Raw genomic sequence first — 21876 nt, forward strand, 5'->3', positions numbered from 1 at the left:
AAACATTTTTTTGATGAAGATATTGATTATTGGTTCCGGAGGCAGGGAACATGCTTTGGGGTGGAAAATTCAACAAAGCGACAAAGTTGAACAACTTTTTTTTGCACCCGGAAATGCAGGGACAAAAGAATTGGGAACCAACCTGGCTGTGAGTGTCAGCGACTTTGAAAAGATAAAGTCGGCGGTTTTGGAAAACAACATCGACCTGATGTTGGTGGGCCCGGAAGTACCGCTGGTAGAAGGTTTGCACGACTTTTTTGCAGCCGACGAAGCGTTGAAACATGTTAAAGTGGTTGGCCCAAAAAAATTAGGAGCAGAGCTCGAAGGCAGCAAGGATTTTGCCAAAGCCTTTATGGCCCGTCATAACATTCCCACTGCCCAATATGCGACGGTTACAGCAGCGAACCTGAACCAAGGGCTTGCTTTTCTGAAAACCATGCAGGCTCCCTATGTGCTAAAAGCTGACGGTTTGGCCGCCGGGAAAGGTGTTTTGATCATCGACTCGCTGGAAGAAGCCGAAAACTCTTTAAAAGAAATGCTTGACGGCCAGTTCGGAAAAGCCAGCAGCAAGGTGGTGATCGAAGAATTTCTGAGCGGAGTGGAAGTTTCGGTGTTTGTGATCACCGATGGGAAAGACTACAAAATTCTTCCCGAAGCCAAAGACTACAAACGTATTGGAGAAGGTGACACAGGCCTGAATACGGGCGGAATGGGAGCTATCACACCGGTTCCTTTTGCCGATGAGGTGTTCATGAAAAAGGTAGAAGAACGGATTATTCAGCCTACTGTTTCGGGACTTCAGAAAGACAACATCGAATACAACGGTTTTATCTTTTTCGGATTGATTAATGTAAAAGGCGAACCCTTTGTGATTGAATACAACGTGCGCATGGGTGACCCGGAAACCGAAGCCGTTATGCTGCGTATAAAATCGGATTTTGTTGATTTACTTGAAGGTGCCGCTACCGGAACACTTTCTGAAAAGGAGATAGAAATTGACGAACGCACCGCCGTTACCGTTATGTTGGTTTCAGGTGGATACCCGGGAAGTTACGAAAATGGAAAAGTGATTACCGGTGAAGAAAATGTGGAGAACAGCATCGTATTTCATGCGGGTACCAAAGCCGATGGCGACAAGGTTGTGACTGCCGGAGGACGCGTTATTGCAGTAAGTTCGTACGGGACCGATATGAAGGATGCGTTGGCTACTTCGTACAGAAATGCCAAAAAAATAGAATACGACGGTAAATACTACCGGAAAGATTTGGGCTTCGACCTGTAATTCCATTTGATAAAGTTTGGCCGTGTTCAATTTTCAGACAAATGCCGGAAGGCAGGAGAAAGAGACATTTGAAAGAATTCGGAACACGTCAATTTTGAGCTAACCGGTTTAATGCATGCTTTTAAAAACATTAAAATCGAATAATTTAAGAAACCTGATTTTTATCCCGCTTGCCGTAATGGCATTCTGGTTCGAAAAATTTCAGGCTCCTTACAATTATGATTTTATGCCTGGCGAAGCTGAGAATGTGCTGTTTGCGCCCATTTTTCGATTAACAGCTGAAAATCCATTGCTCAATGTGATCCTTTCGGCGGTAATGGCAATCATTCTTGCGTTGATGGTGGAAATGATCATTGCCCGGTACCAGTTTATCCGGATACGGACCCGACTCCCCGCCATATTGTTTGTGATTATCATCGGTGGTTTTACGGGCTTGCATACCTTGCAGCCTGTATATTTTGCCGCCTTTTTTCTTTTGCTGGCCATTTATCGCCTGTTCGGAATTTTTGAGCAACAGAAAGCTTATACCACGGCGTTTGACGTCGGGTTTTTGCTGGGCGTGGGCTCTCTGTTTTACGTTAGTTTGCTTGTATTTCTTCCGGCTTTTATTGCCGGGTTGCTGGTGTTGAACCGGGATACCCGCTGGCGCGAGTTCATATTGATAGTGATTGGCTTTGCTTTACCGCTGGTTTTTGCCATCAGCTATTTCTTTTATACCGACCGCTTATTGCCTTTGTTAACGGTTTTTGAACAGAGTATAACCGAGCCTGTAAGCCATTTCCGCAGTAATGTTCCGCTGCAGATTTACCTGGGGGTGCTGATGGTGTTTACCGCCATGGGAAGCATTGTGATGGCTCAGCAATACGACACTAAGAAAGTGAGTTCGCGGAAGTATTTCACCGTGTTCTTTTTTGTTTTTCTTTTTTCACTGGGCGGTTTTGTTTTTATTCCGGCGGCATCACACGAAATGCTTATTCTTACGGCCATTCCGGTAACTTATCTGATCTCCAATCTGTTGGTTTTTATGAAAAGCCGTTTCTGGAGTGAATTCTTTTTTCTGCTCTTGCTTGGAATCGTAATTGCACTTCAATTTGTTGGCTAATGGAAAAAAACAGGCCCACACTGGCCATTTACGGGATACAGGATCGCTTTGATTACGAGCATCCTTTTTATGTGCACGATCACAACCTGGCGCTGATGCAAAACGGTAAAGTGATCCGTTTTCTGCAACAGGAACGTATTTCGAGACGAAAACGTGACAACACGCTTCACCTTCATTTAAAAGATATTCTGAAACAGCAAAAGCTGCTTGGAACCGATTATGACCTGGTTTTTGTTGACAATGTGGTTGGGCGTACTTTTCTTACCTCGTCGGGCGAAGCTCGTTTTGAAGCCCCGCTGAATGAGCATCTTTCAACCGGGTTGGAAATGGGAAAATGCTGGTGGTTTGGCGAGGAAAAGGAAGCCTGGGTGCTTAACCACGAGCTGGCACATATTTTTTCGTGCCTGCCTTTTTTCGGAAATTTCAGGGAGAACAGTTTGCTGGTGCATTTTGACGGTGGTGCCAGTTTGAGCAACTTTTCCGCGGCGGTTTTCAGAAATGGCAAAATCGAATGGGTGGAGTACCACTGGGATTTAAAACCGTATTCAGCACTTTACAATGCCAATGCACTGGTATTTGCGATCATCGGAGCAAAGCTGGCTGAGCAAAATTCGGTTCCCGGGAAATTTATGGGCTTTGCCGGCTGGGGAAACTATCGGCCAGAGTTGGAAGAATGGCTGTGTCAACACAATTTCTTTGAAAATATTTGGGGGAAAACGTCGCTTTTCTTTCAGCAGGTAAAACAGGATTGGGGCGTTGAACTCAAGTCGTTTAACCAGAACAATCCGTTTATCCGCGATGTGGCGGCTACCTTGCAGCAGGTTTTTATCAAGGCCATCCTCCAAAAACTAACAACACTAAAAGAACAAACCGGAGCGGAATATTTGTATTATACCGGCGGATCGGCTTTGAACATTGTGGCCAACACGCAACTGGTAAAAAGTGGCCTGTTTAAAGAAGTTTTTATTCCGCCGTGTACCGAAGATTCGGGGTTGGCACTGGGCGCAGCTGCCTTTGCCGAGTGGCAAAAACATGGCGAGGTTGAGAAACATTCAGCCTACTTAAATAACTGGGGGATTGAAAAATATGCCGCGGATTATGATTTGGAAACAATCGCAGAAGTGGCAGAATTACTAACCCGGAAAAAACTCGTGGGCATTTGCAACGGCTTGGGAGAAGCGGGGCCGCGAGCATTGGGGAACCGCAGTATTTTGGCAGTGGCAGATTCAAAAGAACTGGCAAAGAAACTCAGCATAGAAAAGAAAGGCCGGGAATGGTACCGCCCGCTGGCACCCATCGCGCTCGAAAAAAATACGCGTTATTTCACCGGGTTATCTGAAATCAATGTCCTGTCGAAGTACATGTTACTCGATTTTGAAGTGCTGCCCGAACGGCAGGAGGAAATAGCCGGGGCGGTTCATGCGGATGGAACGGCGCGTTTTCAAACCATTTTTGAACGAACTGACAATCCGTTTCTTTTCGACCTGCTCACAGAACTCGATGAAAAACATCATGTTAAAGCTCTGATAAATACTTCGTTTAATGCCGGAGGAGAGCCGATTGTACATACCGAAGAAGATGCTTTGCTGTCGGCCCGGAAGATGAAGCTGGATGCTGTGGTTCTAAACGGGAAGATTGTAATGCTTTAACTATTTTTGCAGAACTTTGTTTATTGATCATCTTATGGCAACAATATTAAATATAGAAACATCTACCGAAGTGTGTTCGGTGTCGCTGGCAAAACACGGTGAAACACTCTTTCTGAAAGAAAGTACCGAAGGACTGAATCATTCGCAATTGCTGACGGTGTTTATCGAAGAGCTGTTTGAGTCGGCTGATTTTGACAAGCAACAGCTGGACGCGGTGGCAGTTAGCAAAGGTCCGGGATCTTATACCGGGCTTCGCATTGGTGTGTCGGTGGCTAAAGGCTTGTGCTATGGCTTGAATATTCCGCTGATTGGAGTGGGCTCCATTGATGCCATGGGCCATTATGTGGCAGAAAATGTTGCTGACTTTTATACTGAAAGCAATGAGAACCTGCTCTTTTGTCCGATGATTGATGCCCGCAGAATGGAGGTTTACACCGCCATTTTCAACAAAAAGGGAGAACTGACTCAGGCGGTGTCGGCAGAAATTATTGATGAAAGCTCGTTCAGCAGCCTGCTGGAAGAAAATAAGATTCTGTTTTTTGGCAATGGGGCAGAGAAATGCAAAGCCGCGTTAACCCATCCCAATGCTGTATTTGAAGGACCGGCGAAAACATCGGCACGGTTTATGCAAAAACTCTCGGAAAATAAATTTAACCAGCGGGAGTTTGAAAATGTTGCCTACTTCGAACCTTTTTATTTAAAGGACTTTGTGGCAACGATCCCCAAGAACAAAGTATTAAAATGAAACAAAGTATTCTGATAATTTTCCTGTTTGTTTTTGGCTTCTCAAAGCTGGAGGCCAAAGAGGAGCATCTCCGGTTTAACCTGAAATTTGGTTTTCTGAAGGGTGGAGAAGCCGAAATGATCATCCGCGATACCGTTTATAACGGTAAGCCCGCCAAACATTACCACGTAATGGGGCAAACCACCGGGTTGGCAGAAAAGCTGTACGGCGTTTACGATATTTATGAAACAACAGTTGACGCACAAACTTATCTTCCGTTAAAAACCATTCGGAATGTAAAGGAAGGCAACTACAGACGCTATAACGAAACGTTCTTCTTTCATGAGAACGACTCGATTTTTAGCCAGCGAAGCGGTGGCCGCAAAGTTCCTGAAAACCTGGTAGATATTATTTCGGTACTTTTCTATTTCATGCACAATCAGCCATTCGAAAGCCTGGCTCCCGGCGATGCGGTAACTTATCCTACTATTAATGCCGATAAAATTTCGGATATAAACGTAAAGTTCCTGCGCGAAGAAGTAGTGGAAACCGACATTGGCAAAATAAAGAGCTATGTTTTAAGTCCCACTGTTGAAAAAGGGAAGGTGTTAAAAAAGGCTGACGGTGTTCGGTTTTACATCTCGAAAGAAAAAAAAGTGCCGGTTTTTATCACTTTTGAAATGCGTGTTGGCGCGCTAAAAGCAGTATTAAAAAGCTATAAAATTGACGGAGTGGAGCAAACCACCCGTTAGTTTTTTTTATAAAAATAAAGGCAAAAATTACAGAAGGGGTTGATTTTTAATTGATTTGATTATTTTTGCAGCACTTTAAAAAACAAGATAAATTTTGAATATGGCTTCTACAGCAGATTTTAGAAACGGATTGTGTATCAAATTCAAAGATGGTATTTATACGATTGTATCATTCTTGCACGTAAAACCCGGCAAAGGGCCGGCTTTTGTTCGCACCAAGCTTAGAAACGTAAAAACCGGAAGGGTAATTGAAAATACCTTTAACTCGGGTGTAAAAGTAGAAGATGTTCGTGTGGAACGTCGTCAGTACCAGTTCCTGTATCGCGATGATATGGGATTGAACGTGATGAACACTGAAACTTTTGAGCAAATCTCTATCCCGGAGTCGATGATTGACAACAACGACCTGATGAAAGAAGGACAGGTGATTGAAATTCAGTTTCATGCGGATGAGGAAGTTCCGTTAACAGCAGAAATGCCTGAAAAAGTGGAGCTTACCATTGTTAGCACCATTGAAGGTGAAAAAGGAAACACGGCCAGTTCAACAGCGTTGAAGCCTGCCACTGTTGAAACAGGAGCCGAAGTTATGGTTCCGATGTTTATTAACGAAGGTGATGTAGTCCGTGTGAGCACCTCCGACCGTTCATACAGCGAACGTGTAAAACAGTAGTACGCCGTTTATAACGATATATTTAAACCGGTTTTGGGATTCCAGAACCGGTTTTTTGTTGGCTGAAAACTTGGTTAGTGTTTATCTTCATCTAGCAAATAAAGATATTCTTTGAGTCCGGCAGTGATGGCCCAGGAATCTTGTGCGTAATTGTGGCCTGTTGTTACGATTACAAGTTCCAGTTCAGGAAATACATAGATAAACTGGCTTCCCCAGCCGTTTCCCCAAATACACCGGTACGATTTGTGCTTCGATTCGATCCGAATATTCCACCATAAATAGCTGTATTGGTCGTTGTTGATCCCGGTTTCAACACGGGCTGTTGTAGATTCTTCGATCCATTTTTCGCTCACAATTCGCCGGCCGTTGTATTGACCTTTTTGCAGTATCAATTCGCCTATCTTTAGCATGTCGCGCGGGCGTAAACACAATGCGCCCGACATAAGCGGATAGCCGTTTTGTTGGTAGTCTGACCACTTGAACGTTTGAATATTCAAAGGCTCAAACAGGTATTTCATCGCAAATTTGTCAGCAAACATGCCCGTTTTACGCTGAATTACTGCTCCCAATATCTCGGTATTGCCCCCGTCGTATTGGAAGACTTTGCCAGGTTTATGTACAATTTTTCGGTTTAAGCAGAAGTTCAACCGGTCGTCGCTTTTTGTCAGTTTGTCGTCTTTGCTTTCATAACCCGATGTCATGCTTAGTAAATGTTCGAGAGTGATTTGATTAAAAATTTCGGGTTGATTGTGCCGGATTTCAGGAAATATATCGGCGATTTTTTCTTCTGTTCCTCTTATTTTCCCCTGATCGATGGCTATGCCGGTTAGCAGCGAAGTGATGCTTTTGGTAACCGACTCAACAGGATGAAGATCTTTGGCTTGATAACCCCAGAAGTACTCTTCGCAAAAAAGCTCGTGATTTTTTGAGGCCAGTATTGAATTAATTCTGCCAAATTTACTTTCCGCTATTTTCGGAATGATTGAGTCGAGAAAAGCTTTCTCCCCTGGTGAAAGGGTATTTGCTACTCTCAGCCCATCATCATTTGCAGGAGGTATTTTCCATAAGTAGGTAAAGCCCGTTTCTTGTGAACCGGGAAGTGCATCAACCAGGAAAGAATGAATGCTGTCATTTTTTATCAGCAACACTGAATCAAAGGGCTCCCCTGGGCAGCTAAAACCTCCTGAAACCATTGAATTGCCAGTGAGTTTACCCAGGTAGGTGCATTTCCACATCGGCACATAAAAGCGAATTTCTGTTTTCTCAAAATAAACAGAGTCAATTTCAAACTCCGAGTCGTAAAAACCATTGTGTGTCCAGTAACCGTGGCCGGCAAGGGTATGATTGTTTTCATAGAATCGCACATAAAACTTTCGGTTCTCGTCCTCGGGGTGTGGGCCTTGCCAAAAACCGTAAATGGCTGTATTGTCGTGAGGGCTGGAGCAGGCAAGCAGCAGGGTGACGAGGATAAAAGGAAGAATTCTCATCGTTTCTGATTTTTATTGAAAAGGTACAAAATCTGTTCTAAGTCAGGCACTTTTTTCGATCAGCAGATGGAAGATACTGATGAACAACAGATTTTGGTTTTAGTGAGCAAAGTAGTTTGTAAGTTGCAAATGAAATTATAAATTGAAGACCATAATTTTTACCAGGAATATATACCAACGAACCTGAATTTTGAGAATCTTTTGGAACATACTGTTGTTTTTACTTCCACTGGCCGGCTTAGCGCAGGTTAAAAACACGGGTATTCCTAAAATCCGGAGCTTTTCCAAATCGGAATACCTGGCCGGAACCCAAAACTGGGGAATTTCCCAAGATACTGACGGGTTTATGTATTTCGCAAACAACGATGGGTTGCTTCGCTTTGATGGGCTGAAATGGGACCTTTTTAATGTTCCCGGAACTTCTCCGGTTCGTTCGGTTTGCGTGGATAAAAAAGGGACTATCTACATTGGCTTGGACGGCGACTTTGGCATTTACGAAACCAAGAACGAAGAGGGCTCTCGCTTTAGGAGCCTGAAAGGGAAGTTAGGCCCCGATGTTTCAGAAACAGGTGTCATTTGGAAGATATACGAGACCCAGTTCGGAATCGTTTTTCAATCGTACCAGTACATTTTTATTTACCGCGACGATGAGATTCGGACCATCAGGCCTCACAAAGCGTTTGATTATTCATTTTATGTGAATAACCGCTTGTTTTTTCACGAGTCAGGTGTTGGCTTATTCGAATTGATTAACGGCTTCGTAAACAAAGTGCCGTGGGCCGATGAACTTATAAATTCAGAGATACTTTCCATTGTGAGTTTTCACGACAATCATCTCCTTATTGGAACAGCTCAGGATGGCTGGTTTTATTATTCAAACGGAAAGCTGGAGAAGTGGGATGTTGCGGTTAACGATCTTGTTGAGAAGTACAAGCTCTTTTGTGCCGTTAAAACCGATGAGAACCATTTGGCAATTGGCACGATTTTGAATGGTGTGCTGATTGTTACTTCGGATGGAAAAGTAGTTCAGCATATTAACCGTGAAAAGGGACTTCAGAATAATACTATTTTAAGTCAGTTTCGTGATAACTCGGGAAATCTGTGGTTGGGACTTGACAACGGGATCGATTACATAGAGTTGAATTCTCCCTTGAGTTATATAACCAGTTACGACGGAATTAGTACCGGCTATTGCTGTCTTGTTTATAACGACAACCTGTATTTGGGAACCAACCAAGGGCTTTTTGTTAAGCCCTTCAATGCAATTGGGAACAATACCCTGGAAAAATTTGAGCTGATAGAAAGTACTGAAGGGCAGGTTTGGAGCCTTGAGGTAATCAACAATCAGCTGCTTTGCGGGCACCATTTAGGAACTTTTATAGTTGATGGAGCCAAGGCCCGAAAAATAAGTGAAGAGCCTGGAGGCTGGAAGTATTTGCGGTTGAAGGGGGATTCAACCTTAATGGTGGGAGGACATTACAGTGGACTTGTTTTATTTCAGGATTTGGGTGATGGATGGAAGTTTAAAACGAAAATAGCAAACTTCGCAGAATCAAGCCGGTTTCTGACACAGGACCAGGATGGTAATTTATGGATGAGCCATGGCAGTAAGGGAGTTTTTCGAATTGGGCTAAGCTCCAATTGCGAATCGGTAAATGCTGCTGTGTTGTATGATTCGGGAAGTGGCCTGCCAGCTGACGACCAAAACCTGCTGCTTACGATCAATAATAACTGGTACATCTCAACCATCGATGGATTATATCAATACAACAAGGAAGAAAACCGGTTTGAAAAGAATGTTGAACTGAACACACTCTTCGATGTTAGTGATCAGCTTAAATATGTGACAGTAGACGATCAGGAAAATATCTGGTACATTGCCGGGAAAAATGCCGGACTGTTGCACAAGAACGATGATTTTAGTTACAGTAAGATAACAGCGCCATTTTCACAGCTCAGCAACTCGTTTGTAGGGGGCTTCGAGTTTTTGTATGTGCTTAGTAACAACAATGTATTTTTTGGGATAGAAGACGGATTTGCACATTATTCGTCGCGTATTGTTGCTTCATACAATGTGCCTTTTAGGTGTTTTATTACTGAAGTTGAAGTCCCTTTTCTCGACTCGGTAATCTATCCCGCCGAACATAGCTTAACTTACGGGTTTCCTTTTAAAAGAAATGCATTTCGTTTCTATTTTGCCGCTCCTTTCTTTCAGAACTCCGGGCAGCTCCAATTCAGTTATTTTATTGATGATTATTCGGATAGCTGGTCGCCGTGGTCGGCTGATAATTACAGAGATATCACCAACTTGCCGGAGAACGAATATGTATTTAGGGTGAAAGCCCGAAATGCAAATGGAGCCGAAAGTGAAGAAGCCCGGTTCTCGTTTGTTATAACGCCTCCCTGGTACCGCTCGCTGCTCGCCCGTTATATCTACCTGTTCTTGTTTATTATCACGGTTTTTGGAATTACCTGGATTGTGCGGCGAAGATTTGAACGGTCGAAAGAAAGGGAGCGGAAGAAACACCAAAAGGAGCTTAAGAAAACGGAAAAAGAATTCCAGCAACAGGCTTTGCTTGCCGACAAGGAGATCATCAGACTCAGAAATGAAAAGCTGGAAGCTGAAAAGATCTACCTGGATAAAGAACTGGCAAATCAAACGCTGAGTCTTGTTCAAAAGAATAAGTTTCTGTTAAAGATCAACCAGGAATTAAAGCAGATTGCGGAACATACCGACGATAGTTCGGTACGAACAAAAATGGCTGTGCTTAAAAAGCGCATCGACCGGGAAATAGACGGGCAGCAGCAAAAGAAAATATTTGAAAGCTATTTCGAAGAAGTGCATGCCGATTTTTTTGAGCGTTTAAAAGAACAGTTTCCACAGCTTTCTCCCAAAGATCTGCGTCTTTGTGCCTACATCCGAATGAATATTTCTACCAAGGAAATCTCAACTTTAATGAATATTTCCGACCGCGGAGTTGAAATCAGCCGCTATCGCCTGCGAAAAAAAATGGAGCTTGCACGCGATGTGAATCTTTCTACTTTCCTATTGAATATTTGATGTTATGTGCTTTGTGTTGTATAACACATAATGCTTTGTCGTATTAGATGCTACATGTTTTGTTTTGTCAACATGCTTATTATCAGTTTGTATTGATTTTTGTGATGTGTTTTTGATGTAATGAAAAAACTCAAATGAAGTAATTATGAGATAGGTAATTTTTTGCGTGTACGGAAAGCAAACTTCAAATTTGGCAGTAACGAACGAATCAGGGGATTCAGTATCACGGCGAAAAATGCAAGTGATATTCCCCGGGTGTATTGTCTAATTGAACAAATCTAAGTAATCTATGAATGAAGTAAACTATTCAATTAAAAACTCCAGGCATGATTTTACAATTTGATCAGACTATGGGAGAGCCTTGTGCTCGGCAAGGCTTATAATTTTGGCGTGCATCATTTTACAAATTAACATCAAACTTTTATCTATGAAAGGAAAACAAATGATGAGAAAAATTCTCATGTTGCTTTTGGGGGCTGTTATTTCTGTGGGCTTGTTTGCCCAGGAAGTTGCACTCAAAGGTGTGGTTACTTCGGCTGGCGATAACGAGCCTTTACCCGGAGTTACGGTTGTTGTAAAAGGTACCACAAACGGTACTGTTACTAATATCGACGGGGTTTATCAATTGTCAGTCTCTGCCGATGCTATTCTTCAGTTTTCGTTTGTAGGAATGAAAACACAGGAAGTAGCTGTTGGCGGAAGAACAGAAATCAATGTTCAGTTGGAAAGTGCTGCTTTCGATGTGGACGAAGTGGTAGTGGTTGGTTACGGTGTTCAGAAGAAGAGCTTGGTAACCGGAGCCATTGCGAAAGTAGATGGTGATGAGCTGAAAAAATCATCAGATATGAGGCTAACGCAAGCCTTGCAAGGAAAAACCGCCGGTGTTGTTATCGCCGGTAATTCGGGGCAGCCTGGCGACCAGGTTTCTGTGCGTATCAGGGGAATTGGTACCAATGGCGATGCCGAACCCTTGTATATTATTGATGGTTTGCCCATGAGCAGTGCCGGAACAGATTTCCTGTCATCGGGCGATATCGAATCCATTGAAATTCTGAAAGATGCCGCTTCCAGTGCAATTTACGGTGCACGCGGGGCAAACGGTGTTATCTTAATTACTACCAAGAAAGGAAATGCCAACGAAAAATTCACGGTTTCGTACGATGGTTATTACGGTGTTCAGAATCCATGGAAAAAGCTGAATTTGTTAAATGCGCGTGAATACACTATGCTTACCAACGAAGCTTCTTTGAATGGTAACGGAACTTTGTATTTTACGAACGAAGAGATTGCTGGTTTTACTGCAGATACCGATTGGCAGGACGAAATGTTTAACTACGATGCTCCTAAGCAGAATCACTCATTTTCATTTACCGGAGGTACCCAAAAAACAACTTATTCATCGTCATTTAATTATTTTAACCAGGAAGGTATTGTTGCCAAAGGAAAATCAAATTACGAGCGGTTTAGTATTCGCCTGAATACCAGTTCGCAGTTTGGTTTCTTTAACCTGGGAACAAATGTCAATCTTGTTCGGGTAAACAGCAAGGGGATTGATACCAATGATCATTTTGGAAATGGTTTGGCACAGGCTATCAACATGCCTCCGATTGTTCCGGTAACCAACGGCGATGGTTCATGGTCAACCCCCGAGCAATTCGGCATTGGATTGCAGGAGATCACAAACCCCATTGCTTTGCTGGATCAGCTTAATCACGAAACAAAAACAAGCAAGTTTATCGGGGGCCTTACCGGTACAGTCGATTTTGGAAAACTGGTGGAGGCATTGAATGGCCTGACTTTCAAATCGTCCTACAGCGGCGAATTGGCATTGGTTGACGGAAGAGGGTACCGGCCTTATTATTACCTGGATGCACTTCATTTTACGATTACGGATGAGGCAAGCCGGCATATGGAGCTTTATACCCGCTGGAACTTTGAAAATGTATTGACTTACGACAAAACCATTCAGGATCATCATTTTACCTTGATGGCAGGTACTACCGGATTTAAGAATCAGTATGATAATGTGGGTGGAAGTAAAAAGGATGTAATTTTTGATGACCTGGGACATTCATATATTGATAATGCAACCGATCCGGAAAGTATGAACGTTTACGGTGGATTCTCGGAGCATACGGTTGCTTCTGTTTTCGGTCGTTTAAATTACGACTATAAAGACCGTTACATGTTTGCAGCTACGCTCAGACGCGACGGTTCTTCCCGCTTTGGATCGGAAAACAAATACGGTTACTTCCCGTCGGTTTCGATGGGCTGGGTGCTTTCCCGCGAAGATTTTATGGCAGGCTTGGCTGACAAGCTGGATCTGCTGAAAATTCGCGCCAGCTGGGGGCAGAACGGTAGCGAAAACATCGGTGATTTTGGCTATACTTCGATTATTGGCAACCAAAACATCTATTATTTTGGTGATAGTAAAACCCAGTACAACGGAACGCAACCCACCCGAATTGCTAACCCATCATTGAAATGGGAAACTTCAGAACAAACCAACTTTGGTATCGATATGGCAACGCTGGAAAACAGTTTGCGCGTGTCTCTTGATTACTACGTGAAAACCACAAAAGACTGGTTGGTGACAGCTCCCGTTCCGATGTTGGTGGGGAACTCGGCTCCAACCATCAACGGAGGTAAGGTTCGCAACTCAGGTTTTGAAGCAGAAGTAAGCTACCGGAAAGAATTAGGTAAGCTGTATGTAAGTGCATCTATCAATGGTGCTTATAATAAAAACGAAGTACTCGACATTCAGAATGCAGAGAAACGCCTGCAAGGAGGTGACGGAGGTTTTGGTCAGTCGGGAGTATTGTATGCAGCTGTTGGTACCCCAATGGGAATTTTCTGGGGGGCAAAAACCGATGGTATTTTCCAGACAGTAGAAGAAGTTAATGCCTACACCAATAACGAAGGCGGACTGATTCAGCCAAACGCCAAACCAGGAGACATTCGTTTTGTGGATGCAAATGGTGACGGACAGATTTCTCCTGACGACTATATGGATTTAGGATCTCCTTATCCTGATTTTACAGGTGGTTTGAACCTGACACTTGAATACGGAGGATTTGATTTTACAGCTTTTTTGTATGCGGCTCTTGGGCAGGAAGTATACGATGCAACCCGTCGTTACGATATGAACGGAACCAACTACCGCTCAGATTGGCTGAATCGCTGGACAGGACCCGGAACATCCAATGAGTATCCGCGCGTAACTTTTGTGGATGATAATCAAAACATGAAAACCGTGAGCGATTTCTTTGTTCACGACGGAAGTTTTGTAAGGCTTCGGAACGTTACCCTGGGGTATACCTTGCCCAAAACTGTGACCAGTTACCTGAAAATAGACCGTGTCCGTTTTTATGTGTCCGCAGAAAACCTGCTCACATTTACCAAATACGATGGCTACGATCCTGAGATTGGTGGAGGTGTATTTGGCAACGGTATCGATCATGGTATTTATCCGCAGGCACGCACAGTGCTCGGAGGGGTTAATATTACTTTCTAAGCGTGTTCTGAATGATCAACTATTTAAAATTAAAACAGATGAAAAACAAAACAATATATATTCTGAGTCTCGTTGCTTTGGTTTTCCTGCAAGTGTCTTGTTCAAAAGACTTTCTTGAACTGGAGCCTAAAACCGGGCAGGTAGAAGCCAATTACTACCAGAACGAAGAACAGGCCCTGCTGGCTGTGGCTGCCGTGTACGATGCTTATTCGGTACAAAACTGGCAGTTTGTTCCTACTATGTCGGATATTTTCTCTGACGATGCTTTTTGCGGTGGTTCAAACATCAGCGACATGAGCCAGTGGCAAGACATGGAAATGTTCAAAATGGAACCTGAAAACAATTCTGCTTCTGACCTGTGGAACCGGTGTTATTCGGGAATTTACCGGGCCAATCTTTACCTGCAAAAACAGGAAAATGTAACCTGGGAAACTGAAGGGATGAAAGAAAGACTGGAAGCCGAAACCTTGTTTCTGAGAGCCTATTTTTACTGGGATCTTGTGCGCCATTATGGCTATACTCCAATCATCACCGAGGTTCTGCCTTCGGTAGAAGATTACAAAAATCTTCCGCAAAATACTCCGGAAGAGTTGTTTGCACAAATTGCCGACGATCTTTTGAAAGCTGTCGCAGTTTTGCCGGTTACGGTTTCTTCTGAAGAAACAGGTCGTATTACCAAAGGCGCTGTTCAGGCCTTGATAGCAAGGATTTACCTGTATCACGAAGGGTTTGCAAAACCGGTGCTGGGTGTTGGGAACTGGTCGAACGGGACCACCACCATTGATAAAACGTATGCGCAGAATGCTCTTGAAGCAGTAATCACCAGCAAAGCATATTCTTTGGTGACTGATTATGCCGAATTGTGGAGCTGGGACAACCAGAACAACCAGGAGTCGATACTGGAGATTCAGTATTCAGAGAAAGCAAAATCAGGCGACTGGGGAGGTTGGAACATTAACGGTAACTTCTCAAGTGTTTGGGTGGGGCCTCGTAACCCTGATGGCGACAATGGAAGAGTATTTCCCGGATGGTCGTTCTCGGTTCCTTCCTGGAGCTTGCTGAATGAGTTTGAAAGCGGTGACCCAAGAAAAGATGTGACACTGTACAATGCTGAAACCAAGTTGACTGAGTATACCCGGGCGTTTATGAATACGGGATATTTCAATAATAAATACATGGCATTGAATGCCTACATCGGCTCGGGAGGAGACAATAGCCACAATTTTCCGCGCAACTTTATGGACATCCGCTATGCCGATGTTCTGCTGATGGCAGCTGAGCTCTACCTGACGGATAATCCTTCAAAATCGCTGGATTATTTCAACGAAGTTCGCACCCGCTCAATGGGAGCCGGAGCAGCTAAGTCGGCGATTACTCTCGACGATATTTATCACGAACGTCGTGTTGAATTTGGATTGGAAGGACTGCGCAAATGGGACCTGCTGAGAAGAGGAAACGACTACGCAGCACAAAAAATCAACGCCAGCTTTAATGTGCCGGGCGATGTTCCGAATCCTTCTCATTTCACACCTCGTACGTTCAAAGCCGATACCTGGGGAATGTTCCCGATACCGGCCAGTGAAATTCGCAATACCAACCAGGGAGTTTTACAGCAAATGGTTCCTGCTTACAAGTAGGGCGCATGGTTTAATCTTTTAAAAGGACAAAAATGAAGAATAAAAAATATTTCAATTTAATGTGGCTTTTCGCACTGATTGTAATGTTTGGCTGCGAGCCCTACATGGAAGACGGTCCGGAATCAAGTACCAACCTTCCGCCTGATCCTTCAACAATGGACTTCTCTATTGCCCCGGGTGCCGATGCTTTCCATTTTAAAATCGATCTGGTTAGTCCGCAAGTTAGCGGAATTAGTGCCGTAAGTTTTAATCTGGGAAACGGAGCAACGGTTAAATCATCTTCGGCAACTGCTTATTATCCGCTTCCGGGTGACTATACCATTACCATGACCATTCTGACAAACGGAGGCAGCAGTTCAATTACAAAAACGCATACCACCACCGAAACCGACTACTCAATTTTCACCGATGAGAAATACGTTTTCTTAAGTGGTGGAGCAAATGCAACTGAAGGCAAAGCATGGGTTGTGGATAGTCTTACATGGGGGCATTTTGGAATTGGCCCTGCCGGAGGTACCTGGCCTGAATGGTGGGGAGCTAATCCGCTTCAAAAAACAAACTCAGGAGCCTACGACGATGAGTTTGTGTTTAAAATTGAGGGATTTGTTTTTGATTTCAATAACAATGGCGATTCCTATGTTAAAGATTTCAGGAAAGACTTGCCCTATTACTCAAATCCGGAACCGCTATACGGAGAAGCCGATTGTAGGGTGAGCTATAGTCCTTCGCCAGCTACTTGGACTATAACGAACAAAGCGGATGGTGATTATCTTATCTTGAGTTCAGAAACACCCGCCTTTTTTGGCTTTGACTATGGCGCTGTTGACAATGAGTTCAGAATTGATGAACTTACCGAAAATAAACTCGCGTTGAGTTGTATTGGTGGCGACGGCAACCGTTGGTACTATCTTCTAATTCCCAAAGGATACGAACCTCCTAAAATAGAATATGCGGTGGATGTTCAGGCTGGAAGTGGAGTAAATGCTTACGAAGTTCATTTTACAGTGAATAATATTCCTTCAGGCCAGTCGATTGATAATATTTCAGTTGATTTTGGAAACGGAACAGTGCAGGAATCTACGGATGTAAACGAAGTGTTTACCAACACCTATATGCGTAAGGGGACCTATACCATAACGGTTACTACAACTACTTCGCTGGGAGTTTATACGGAGACACAGACTCTTGAAATTACGGAGAACCATCCGGATTACGAAGAATTTCTGTTGGATGAGATGGTAATGTACAACGATTTTAGTGAAGTAATTATGGCTGCTGTACAAGGTCAGGATTGCGCCGTTGAAACTGTTGACAATCCAATGCGCCTGTACCCGAACAAGAGTACAAAAGTCGCTTTCTATTCTAAAACAGATAATCCGTGGGCCAATGCATTTATGCAACTACCGTCGGGCTATCGCTTCGACTTGCGCCAGTTAAGCACCTTTAAAATACAGGTTTATGGTAAAGCGGGTGATGTAGTTTTATTAAAACTGGAGAATACCGATTGGGGGGGAGACGCCTGGATGTCAGGTGTTGAACTGACTTATACCATTCAGCAAAATGATACCTGGGAAGTAGTGGAATACAACTTCAAAGGAATAGCAAACAATGGCTCTGCTGGTGGTTTCTTTACAAACGACGTAACAGATTCGAATGCTGCAGTCAGCCACGATTTTTACAACGTAATTCGCATAATGCTCAATCCCGGAAACGGAGCAGGAACGCATGAATTCTATTTCGATGAGTTGGCAGGCCCGCACGTTGAGGGTATCAAATCTGCTAAGGTAAGATAGTGTTTGATTAAATAAGAGAGGGGAGTTTTCTCCCCTCTTCTCTACACACTAAAACTGCTTCGACCAAAAAGGAAAAAGGTCGTGATTAGTTGTCCTGTGGAAAAATGAGGAGAGTTAGTTGGGGTGGAATTGAGTCTGAGTAGTCAAGTCGGCAGATTGTGATGATATGGGCTTGGGAAAGAAATGAGCGAATAACAATGGGCTTAAGAATCAACAAAATAAGGTGAGTGATGGTGGTGCAAAAATTAATGGGACTTTGGAATTTCAGAAATATGTTATTACTGCTGTTTAGTGTAATGGCTCTTGGCAGTTGCGGAGGCGACGAGGCCAGTGATATGTTTACTCCCGGTTTTAAATACGATTTTATAGACGAGAATCACGTGCGTTTTACAAACCAGTCAGAAGGTGAGTATCACCTGTTAAACTGGAACTTTGGGAATGGTCGCACAGAAGTAAGCACTACAAAATCGCAAACCTTTGAAGTTTATTATCCCGAAGCAGGAAATTACGTGGTTTCGCTGGAGTTGATCGGGTTGGAAGGCGACCGAAAATCGACGTCTCAAACTGTGACGATTTCGAAGAATGATTTGGTGGTTTCCTTCACAGCAACCGTGGATGGAGCCCGGCCCAACTACGTAAACCTTGCTAACACTTCTGTCGGCACTTTCGATTCATTTAAATGGGTGTACCGAAACAAAGTAATAGAGAATCAAAGCAACGCAGTGGCATATTTTCCTTATTCAGGAAATTATGAAGTTGAATTGCAGCTTGTCAAAAACGGCGTTACATACTCTTCCAAACAAACGGTTTCGATTGCCTCCAACGATCCGGATTATTATTCAAAATTCTCGTTGGTTTGGTCGGATGAGTTTGACGGAAATGCAGTTAATACCAACAACTGGACTTTTGAAACAGGTTCAGGAGGCTGGGGAAACAACGAACTTCAGAATTACACGGCTGGTGATAACGCCGAAGTAAAAGATGGAATATTAACGATCACGGCCAGGAAAGTAAATGATAACAAGGTGGCTGGTTCTTACACATCAACGCGAATGATCACCGGCGGCAAAAAAGAATTTACCTACGGACGAATGGAGATTCGGGCCAAGCTCCCGTCGGGAACCGGAATCTGGCCGGCTATCTGGATGTTGGGAGGCAATATAGGAAGCGTGGGCTGGCCTGCCTGTGGCGAAATCGACATTATGGAATACGTGGGTTACCAGCCCAATACCATTCATGCCACCGTGCACACATCGGCAGGCTTTGGTGGAAACGGCAGTGGCAGCAGCAAAACACTCGAAACCGCCGAGGAAGAGTTCCATATTTATGGTCTGATCTGGACCGAAAAAGAAATGATCTTTTATACCGATACCCCTGAAAATGTGACACACCGGTATGCTCCCTCCAACAAAACTGCCGAGAACTGGCCTTTTGACAAGCCACAGTTTTTTATCCTGAATGTGGCCGTCGGAGGTAACTGGGGAGGTGCGCAGGGAGTGGACAACACCATTTTTCCGCAAAGCATGGAGGTGGATTATATGAAGGTATTTCAGGAGGATTAGGGAATAATAAAATTGCAGGTATGAAATTTAATGGTTTGATATTTATTGTGTTCATGCTTTTGGGCACAGCTTGTACCACTGTTCAAAACAAAGACAAGGGGACAGAAGAAGAGAAGGTTCAGGAACTGGTCAGACAAATGACATTGGATGAAAAAATCGGGCAGATGCAGCAGGTTTCTGACGGATTTTATCCCACCGAAGAAGCACTTAAACAGGCGATTCGCGATGGAAAGGTGGGGTCGGTGTTGAACGTGGTGGGCCCCGAAAGAGTGGGGGAGTTACAGCGCATAGCCCTGCAGGAAAGCAAGCATGGAATACCGTTGCTGTTTGGCCGCGATGTAATTCACGGCTATCGTACCATTTTCCCGATTCCGCTCGGAATGGCTTCTTCCTGGGAGCCGGAGGCAGCAGAAAAATCGATGCGTATTGCCGCGGTTGAAGCGTCGTCGATGGGAATTAACTGGACTTTTGCTCCAATGATGGACATTACCTGGGATCCACGCTGGGGGCGCATTGCCGAAAGCTGTGGCGAAGATCCGTATCTGACATCGCTGTTTGCCGCAGCCATGGTAAAAGGTTTTCAGGGAAATGTGGACGACCCAACGGCAATTGCAGCCTGTGCCAAGCATTACGTTGGTTATGGTATGAGCGAAGCCGGTCGCGATTACAACACCACCTACATTCCCGAGCCGCTCTTGCGCAATGTGCATTTGCGTCCTTTTAAAGCTGCCCAGGATGCCGGAGTGCTTACGTTTATGTCAGCTTTCAATGATTTAAATGGAGTGCCCACATCGGGAAACGAATTTACGCTGAAACAAATTTTACGTGACGAATGGAAATACGACGGAATGGTGGTCAGTGACTGGGGATCGATAGAAGAAATGATCAATCACGGTTTTGCAGCCGATAAACGACAGGCCGCCGAAATTGCGGTAAAAGCTGGTGTTGATATGGAGATGGCGACCACTTGCTATGTCGAAAATCTAAAATCGCTGATTGAAGAGGGAGTTGTTTCAGAGCAGCTGATTGACGAGTGTGTGGGCAATATTCTCCGGGCAAAAATGAAACTGGGGCTGTTTACAAAACCTTACGACCAAATGGTATCAAGCGATACTATTCTGGCAGCATCGCATTTGGCTGAAGCCCGCGAAATGGCTCGAAAAAGCATGGTGTTGCTAAAAAACAAAAACAATACTTTGCCCATTTCAAAATCTGTTCAGCGTTTGGCGGTTATCGGGCCATTGGCTGATGCTCCGCGCGATCAGCTCGGAACCTGGGTTTTTGATGGGAATGAAGATGATTCTACAACCCCGCGGGCCGCAATTGGGCAAATGTTGGGGAATCGGATGAATTATTCTCCGGGATTGGAGTACAGTCGCGACAAATCAACCAAAGGATTTGCGGATGCTTTAGCCGCTGCAAAAACTTCTGATGCCATCCTGTTCTTTGCCGGGGAAGAAGCGATTCTTTCAGGCGAAGCCAATGCGCGCGGGATCATTAATCTGCCGGGTATTCAAACCCAGTTGATTACTGAGCTGAAAAAGACAGGAAAACCGCTTGTGCTGGTGGTGATGGCCGGAAGACCGCTTGCTATTGGTGCCGAGCTGGAAATGGCCGATGCCGTTTTGTATGCCTGGCATCCGGGAACCATGGCGGGGCCTTCAATCACTGATCTTTTGTTTGGTGACTTCTCGCCATCGGGTAAGTTGCCAGTGACTTTTGTAAAGGGAGCGGGCCAGATTCCGTTTTATTATTACCGGAAAAACACGGGACGCCCGGCAACGGAAGACGATTTTATCTACATCGACGATATTCCGCGTAACTCGAAACAGCTGTCGCTTGGTTTTAAATCGATGCATCTTGATTACGGTATTTCACCGCTGCTTCCTTTTGGGTATGGATTGACTTACACCGAGTTTCAGTACAGCAACCTGGTGCTTTCCTCCGGAGAAATGACAAAAGACGGTTCGATCACGGTTTCGGCAGATGTAAAAAACGTGGGGAATTTCGAGGCAGAAGAGATCGTTCAGCTGTATGTACACGATAAAGTGGGAACACTGACGCGTCCGATCAAAGAATTAAAAGGTTTTGATAAAATCAATCTAAAACCCGGCGATGTGCGAAAAGTGTCGTTTCAGCTTAAGCCCGAAGACTTGCAGTTTTTTAACGGGAAGGCTTATGTAATTGAACCCGGTGATTTTGATGTATGGATCGGGCCAAATTCAGCGGAAGGTTTGCAGGGTGCATTTGTGTTGAAATAAAATAGCTTGTCTCCAGCCGCTTTTGTTCGGCTGGATAGACAGAGAAAGGGGCATATTGAGTAGCAAAAGCTACAAATCAATTGAGGGAGTAAGGTCGTCGTAAGGCGGCCTTTTTTTTGAATCCGCTCGGCATATTTTGCGGCGCTTTTACCTTGAGGTAAACCGGCAACACAACAAATAATCTAAGAGAAGGTCTCTTTTCAAGGCAAAGGATATAAAAAAGAGATTGGAATTTTCCAACGTCTTTTCATGAAACTAGCACTATGAGTAATTCTTTTTCCAAGTTACCTCCAAAAATTTCTATTGATCATCCAATGTTCAATCGTTAAACGGGGGCGTCTTCATGTAGCCTTCCCTGTAGGATTTGGGAAAATGTACCCCG

13 protein-coding genes are annotated in these 21876 nt (G+C 44.1%); 12 read left to right on the plus strand and 1 reads right to left on the minus strand.

Annotation, left to right across the window (positions count from 1 at the left end; genetic code table 11):
* The first annotated feature begins 13 nt into the window (after positions 1-13).
* The 6 genes from purD to efp all read left to right on the plus strand — a co-directional run bounded on the left by purD (position 14) and on the right by efp (position 6179).
* On the plus strand, positions 14-1282 hold the full coding sequence (gene purD / locus D1614_RS09805) for a phosphoribosylamine--glycine ligase (protein WP_119437730.1): 1269 nt from the start codon (positions 14-16) through the stop codon (positions 1280-1282).
* Between the two features lie 115 nt (positions 1283-1397).
* The gene (locus D1614_RS09810) at positions 1398-2384 is read left to right on the plus strand and encodes a DUF6427 family protein (protein ID WP_119437731.1); all 987 of its coding nucleotides are present in this window, start codon (positions 1398-1400) and stop codon (positions 2382-2384) included.
* Positions 2384-4033 (plus strand): carbamoyltransferase C-terminal domain-containing protein, encoded by a 1650-nt coding sequence (locus D1614_RS09815; protein ID WP_119437732.1) that lies wholly within the window; start codon positions 2384-2386, stop codon positions 4031-4033. The genes D1614_RS09810 and D1614_RS09815 overlap by 1 nt, the downstream gene beginning before the upstream one ends.
* A 34-nt stretch (positions 4034-4067) precedes the next feature.
* Positions 4068-4778 carry a tRNA (adenosine(37)-N6)-threonylcarbamoyltransferase complex dimerization subunit type 1 TsaB gene (gene tsaB / locus D1614_RS09820; protein WP_119437733.1) on the plus strand — a complete coding sequence of 237 codons (711 nt, stop codon included), beginning with the start codon at positions 4068-4070 and terminating at the stop codon, positions 4776-4778.
* Positions 4775-5509 (plus strand): DUF3108 domain-containing protein, encoded by a 735-nt coding sequence (locus tag D1614_RS09825; protein WP_119437734.1) that lies wholly within the window; start codon positions 4775-4777, stop codon positions 5507-5509. The genes tsaB and D1614_RS09825 overlap by 4 nt, the downstream gene beginning before the upstream one ends.
* Positions 5510-5609: 100 nt before the next feature.
* Positions 5610-6179, plus strand: coding sequence for an elongation factor P (gene efp, locus D1614_RS09830; RefSeq protein ID WP_119437735.1), 570 nt, complete (start codon positions 5610-5612; stop codon positions 6177-6179).
* Between the two features lie 74 nt (positions 6180-6253).
* Here the strand turns inward: efp and D1614_RS09835 are convergent, their stop codons facing one another.
* On the minus strand, positions 6254-7666 hold the full coding sequence (locus D1614_RS09835; RefSeq protein WP_119437736.1) for a serine hydrolase domain-containing protein: 1413 nt from the start codon (positions 7664-7666) through the stop codon (positions 6254-6256).
* Between the two features lie 190 nt (positions 7667-7856).
* On the opposite strand from D1614_RS09835, the gene D1614_RS09840 reads away from it, so the two are divergent.
* From D1614_RS09840 to bglX, 6 genes are all read left to right on the plus strand, one after another.
* Entirely contained in the window at positions 7857-10727 is a 2871-nt protein-coding gene (locus D1614_RS09840; protein ID WP_119437737.1) for a ligand-binding sensor domain-containing protein, read from the plus strand.
* A gap of 442 nt (positions 10728-11169) precedes the next feature.
* Positions 11170-14241 (plus strand): SusC/RagA family TonB-linked outer membrane protein, encoded by a 3072-nt coding sequence (locus D1614_RS09845; protein ID WP_162304458.1) that lies wholly within the window; start codon positions 11170-11172, stop codon positions 14239-14241.
* Between the two features lie 38 nt (positions 14242-14279).
* Positions 14280-15878: a RagB/SusD family nutrient uptake outer membrane protein gene (locus D1614_RS09850; RefSeq protein ID WP_162304459.1), complete on the plus strand. Its 1599-nt coding sequence runs from the start codon at positions 14280-14282 to the stop codon at positions 15876-15878.
* Positions 15879-15910: 32 nt separating this feature from the next.
* Positions 15911-17671 carry a PKD domain-containing protein gene (locus D1614_RS09855; RefSeq protein WP_119437740.1) on the plus strand — a complete coding sequence of 587 codons (1761 nt, stop codon included), beginning with the start codon at positions 15911-15913 and terminating at the stop codon, positions 17669-17671.
* A 272-nt stretch (positions 17672-17943) separates the two neighbouring features.
* Positions 17944-19233, plus strand: a complete 1290-nt coding sequence (locus D1614_RS09860; RefSeq protein ID WP_162304460.1) for a glycoside hydrolase family 16 protein — start codon at positions 17944-17946, stop codon at positions 19231-19233.
* Between the two features lie 20 nt (positions 19234-19253).
* Positions 19254-21494: a beta-glucosidase BglX gene (gene bglX, locus D1614_RS09865; RefSeq protein WP_119437742.1), complete on the plus strand. Its 2241-nt coding sequence runs from the start codon at positions 19254-19256 to the stop codon at positions 21492-21494.
* Positions 21495-21876 lie beyond the last annotated feature (382 nt).

The organism is Maribellus luteus, from assembly GCF_003576475.1.
GTDB classification, from domain to species: Bacteria; Bacteroidota; Bacteroidia; order Bacteroidales; family Prolixibacteraceae; genus Draconibacterium; species Draconibacterium luteum.

Bases quoted from the DNA above. Each gene is read 5' to 3' on its own strand.
- D1614_RS09825 (WP_119437734.1), top strand. From the start codon at position 4,775: ATGAAACAAAGTATTCTGATAATTTTCCTGTTTGTTTTTGGCTTCTCA.
- D1614_RS09845 (WP_162304458.1), top strand. From the start codon at position 11,170: ATGATGAGAAAAATTCTCATGTTGCTTTTGGGGGCTGTTATTTCTGTG.
- bglX (WP_119437742.1), top strand. From the start codon at position 19,254: ATGAAATTTAATGGTTTGATATTTATTGTGTTCATGCTTTTGGGCACA.
- efp (WP_119437735.1), top strand. From the start codon at position 5,610: ATGGCTTCTACAGCAGATTTTAGAAACGGATTGTGTATCAAATTCAAA.
- D1614_RS09815 (WP_119437732.1), top strand. From the start codon at position 2,384: ATGGAAAAAAACAGGCCCACACTGGCCATTTACGGGATACAGGATCGC.
- D1614_RS09835 (WP_119437736.1), bottom strand. From the start codon at position 7,666: ATGAGAATTCTTCCTTTTATCCTCGTCACCCTGCTGCTTGCCTGCTCC.
- D1614_RS09860 (WP_162304460.1), top strand. From the start codon at position 17,944: ATGTTATTACTGCTGTTTAGTGTAATGGCTCTTGGCAGTTGCGGAGGC.
- D1614_RS09810 (WP_119437731.1), top strand. From the start codon at position 1,398: ATGCTTTTAAAAACATTAAAATCGAATAATTTAAGAAACCTGATTTTT.
- D1614_RS09855 (WP_119437740.1), top strand. From the start codon at position 15,911: ATGAAGAATAAAAAATATTTCAATTTAATGTGGCTTTTCGCACTGATT.
- D1614_RS09850 (WP_162304459.1), top strand. From the start codon at position 14,280: ATGAAAAACAAAACAATATATATTCTGAGTCTCGTTGCTTTGGTTTTC.
- purD (WP_119437730.1), top strand. From the start codon at position 14: ATGAAGATATTGATTATTGGTTCCGGAGGCAGGGAACATGCTTTGGGG.
- tsaB (WP_119437733.1), top strand. From the start codon at position 4,068: ATGGCAACAATATTAAATATAGAAACATCTACCGAAGTGTGTTCGGTG.